This window comes from Roseovarius sp. D0-M9 (assembly GCF_037083805.1).
Taxonomy (GTDB): Bacteria; Pseudomonadota; Alphaproteobacteria; order Rhodobacterales; family Rhodobacteraceae; genus Roseovarius.
Genome location: NZ_JBAPKZ010000088.1, coordinates 1 through 4,421 on the forward strand (window position 1 = coordinate 1; position 4,421 = coordinate 4,421).

A 4,421-nucleotide genomic window follows, 5' to 3' on the forward strand; every position below is an offset into this window, starting at 1 on the left:
CCTGTTTCGCCATTGCGGACAAGAAGGCGCGGCTCTGGCGCCGGGTGGGGCATAGCCACCCAGCCGATCTGCATTTTCCGGTTGGTGAGCGCAAGGAAACGCCGCCACCCCAGCCCGATCGGGAGCCCTCACGGCGAACCGCGCTGGCGGACCTCTGCCGGCGGATCGTGATGGAGAACTACGCGCCCGCCGCGATCCTGATGAACACCCGGCTGGAGTGTCTCTATCTGCTCGGTCCGACTGAAAAATACCTGAAGATGAGTCAGGGCCCTCCCGATCCCGGCGTCCTTGGAATGCTGCCCAAGGCGCTGCGGTCAAAGTTTCGCAAGGCAGCGGAGTCCTGCACGCCATCAAACCCGATCGTGACGATCTCAAGCGGGCACCTGGAAGGGTTCAGCAGCTTTGATATCGCCCTGCATGCGGTCTCGGCCGGGCAAGAGCCGCTGTTGCTGGCCTGTTTTCTCGACACCGCGCTCCCCGGCCTGGCCCCTGCGCAGGGGTCTTCGCCCAAGGGCGACAAAACGCGCACCGCCGATCTGGAAGCCGATCTGGCCGCCACGCGCCGCGATCTCAAGGATGCGTTGCGCGATCTGGAGCAAGAGGTCGAGGCGCATAGCAGCGATGCCGCCGAGGCACTGTCAGTCAACGAGGAATTCCAGTCCACCAACGAAGAGCTGCTGGCCTCAAAGGAAGAATTGCAGTCGCTGAACGAAGAGCTGACCGCGCTGAATGGTCAGTTGCAAGAAACACTGGAGCGTCATCGCACCACCGCCAACGACCTGCAAAACGTGCTCTACAGCACCGATGTGGCGACCCTGTTTCTGGACCTCGATCTGAACATCCGGTTTTACACCCCCGCGATCCGAAACATTTTTAACGTTCGTGCAAGCGATGTCGGCCGCCCGATTGCGGACCTCGCCGCCGTGGCGCGCGACAATGAGCTCGATGCGGATGCCCGCGCCGTGCTGGCGACACATGACCCGATCGAACGCGAAACCTCGGGGGCCGAAGGCAAGTGGTTTTCGCGCCGCGTCCAACCCTATCGCGCCGAGCGCAACCTCGTGGAAGGCGTGGTGATCACTTATACCGACATCACCGAAAACAAACGCACCAATGCCGCGCTTCTCGCCGCGATGAACGAGGCAGAGCGGGCGACCAAGGCCAAATCGCGGTTTCTGGCTGCGGCCAGTCACGACCTGCGCCAGCCTTTGCAGTCGATGGCGCTGCTGCACAGGCTGATGGCCCCGAACAAGGTATCGACCGAGGGCACGCGATTGGCCATGCTTCTGGATCAGACGCTGAACTCCATGACGGGGATGCTGGATTCGATGCTGGATGTGAACCGGATCGAGTCGGGCATTGTCCACCCCGACATTCGGCCCGTGGCCATTGATCCGCTCATGAAGCGCCTCGTGGACGAGTTCAGGCCGCTGTGTGATGTGAACGGCTTGCGGCTGCGGTCCGTGTCATCCAGCGCATGGGTGCGCACCGACCCGCAGCTTCTGGAGCAGATGTTGCGCAACCTTTTGTCGAACGCGGTGAAATACACCAAAAAGGGTGGCATCCTGATCGGGTGCCGTCCCAAGGGAGATCAACTGACCGTTCTCGTCTGCGACACGGGCGTGGGGGTATCAGAAGCGGAAAGAAAATCTATTTTCGACGCCTACTACCAGGTTGACGGCGATGCGCAATTTGCCGTGAACGGCCTCGGCCTGGGCCTCGGCCTGGGCCTGTCGGTTGTTCAGCGGCTTGCCGAGTTGATGGAGCATCCGATTTCGGTGAATTCGGCTCCGGGCAAGGGGTCGAATTTCATGATCTCACTGCCACGTGTCGAGCCTGAGCCCGAGGGGCCGCGTCCGGCAGTCCGCAAGTTTACTGCCGCCGAGGCACAGACGGGAACGATCCTCTTGGTCGAGGACGAAGAGCATCTCAGGGACCTNGTCGAATTTCATGATCTCACTGCCACGTGTCGAGCCTGAGCCCGAGGGGCCGCGTCCGGCGGTGCGCAAGTTCACTGCCGCCGAGGCACAGACGGGAACCATCCTCTTGGTAGAGGACGAAGAGCAGCTCAGGGACCTCATGAAAGACGTTCTGACCAAGGCAGGTCATACCGTCATTTCCAGGGCCGACGCCAAAGAGGCGCTGACCTGGGCCCAGGACACTGACATGCCGCCCGATCTTTTGCTGACGGATTTCGAGTTGCGCGGCGGGAAAAACGGATTGGCGCTGGCGCAAGAGCTGCCCGATATCTTGGGCAGCCCAGTGCCAACGCTTATCCTGACCGGAGATATCACCACCTCGACCTTGCAGGCCATAGCGCGGTCAGACCATCAGCAAATCATGAAGCCGCTGATGCCCGAGGCCCTGATTTCACAGATTTCGGACCTGATGCTGAAGGCCCGCAGCAAGACGCACCACACCAACGGGCTCTCGCGGATCACCCTGCATGTCATCGAGGATGATCCGATCATCCGCGAAACCACCCAGCGCCTGTTCGAAGCCGAAGGGTCGAAGGTCATCACATATGTCTCGGCAGAGGACTTCCTGTCGTCCCCTCGGCCGGAGGGCACGGCATGCCTTCTTGTTGATGCCGTTCTTCCCGGCATGGATGGGGTCGCGCTGGTCGCGCTTCTGCGGTCGGAGGCGTCGCAGGTGCCCGCCATCATTCTGACCGGTCACGGCGATGCCGATATGGCGGTGGAGGCGATGAAAGCAGGCGCATCGGACCTGATCGAGAAACCGGCGAGCGCGGCTGATTTGCTGGCAAGTTTCCGCTCTGCCATCGCGCAGATGGAAGACCGGAACCTGAAGGCGAACGCGCGCAAGGCGGCAAAAGCCAAGTTCGCAAACCTCACGCCGCGCGAGCAAGACGTCCTTGCCGGCGTTCTGGAGGGCAAACCGAACAAGATCATGGCGGTGGACCTGGGCATCAACCAACGCACTGTGGAGAACCATCGCGCGTCAGTGATGCGCAAGACGGGGGCCGAATCCTTGCCGGCGCTGGTGCGTCTGGCGCTGGCGGCCGAAGTGCAGAGTTTATGATCTTGCAGTAAGTGTTTTTTCACTTTTTTGCCCCAGCAATATCTTCGTCGCGTATTTTGTCCAGGTCACTGGAACACGCAGACGTTTATCGCGACGCTCCGACATGGCCGTCTCGATGCGCCCTAGGTGATCAAGGACGCGATAAACCGCCAGCTGTTCGAGCTTTATGTCAAAACCCAAGTGACCCCGACCCTGAAAGCCGGCGATGTGATCATCCTCGACAACCTGTAGTCCGACAAAAGCCCCAAGGTCGCTAGCTATGAAACTGGTCGAACGCAACCCTCTATAAGGTGCCAGCCGATCGGCTAATAGAGCTGTTCAAACCGTAAGGTCGACCTACGACGTGCGACAGCGGCGACATGTGCGACACTGCAGCAGCTGCTCGTGGCGTCGCACATGTCGCACGTGTCGCACGCGTACGGTCCAGATTCTGAAATCGCCCTGAAAGTTCTGTCGCTAGAAATCACAAGCGGTCGCGCGTTACCCTCGCAGGCCTGGCTTGTAGGAGGACCCACAATTAGGCTTGGAAACATGAAGCGAGCGGNGCTAGAAATCACAAGCGGTCGCGCGTTACCCTCGCAGGCCTGGCTTGTAGGAGGACCCACAATTAGGCTTGGAAACATGAAGCGAGCGGCCCATAACAGGCATTGGGAAACTTCCTCCTGCTGCACCGCAGCCCATCATTTTGCCGATCCGCCCCGGCTGCAAATCATCAATGATGATGGCCAACACATAACCTGCAGATAGTTGAACTCGCATTGTAATCCCGTCGCGGCAGACGAGTAACGTTTGTCAGGCTGATGCTTGAAGGCTATCAACATGGACATCATGCTCACACCGTCTACACTAAAGGGCGACTATCGACTCAACTTATTAGACAGAGTGTCGAATCGCCACAACAACGGTGAAGAGCACGGTTCCGAGGAAGACGTAGCCATTGCTTAAAACAGAAAACATTGTCACCCCGATATTTAGACGATCAACGGGAGGAAAAGAAAATCTAAGCTCTCCTTTTGCAAAGAACTTTGACATAAACCAGTGGAAGTACGCGCTCGTGGAATCCAAAGATAACGAGCGGGACACCAAGCTTTGTTTGTCCGCAATATTTTTTGGACAGCAAATTTCGTCTCTCAGGCAGACACATGTCGAAATCATACTCAAAGGCATTAGCAAGCGTAGCGCGCTGGTACTCGCCGTTGGCTCCGCCAATAGGAATTACCTTGCTCTAAAAACAGACTTCCGAAGCAGACAAAACAAGCTCGCCAAGTCAAAAGATGGTCCCTTCTCGTTCCGTGTGGGTAGTCGGGCGCACCGGTGCTTGAGCCGCTCCCATATTTCGTGCCTTCGGTAGGCGCGTCCGACGCGGAGACCTCAGCCAT

At 58.8% G+C, this 4,421-nt stretch carries 2 protein-coding genes; both read left to right on the forward strand.

Going from position 1 to position 4,421, the window contains the following annotated elements; genetic code table 11:
- Window positions 1–293: 293 nt before the first annotated feature.
- A complete protein-coding gene (locus V8352_RS21375) occupies window positions 294–1,979 on the forward strand; it encodes a PAS domain-containing protein (RefSeq protein ID WP_442971084.1) in 1,686 nt (561 codons plus the stop codon).
- On the forward strand, window positions 1,951–3,042 hold the full coding sequence (locus V8352_RS21380) for a response regulator (RefSeq protein ID WP_336426278.1): 1,092 nt from the start codon (window positions 1,951–1,953) through the stop codon (window positions 3,040–3,042). Before V8352_RS21375 ends, V8352_RS21380 begins: the two co-directional genes overlap by 29 nt.
- Window positions 3,043–4,421 lie beyond the last annotated feature (1,379 nt).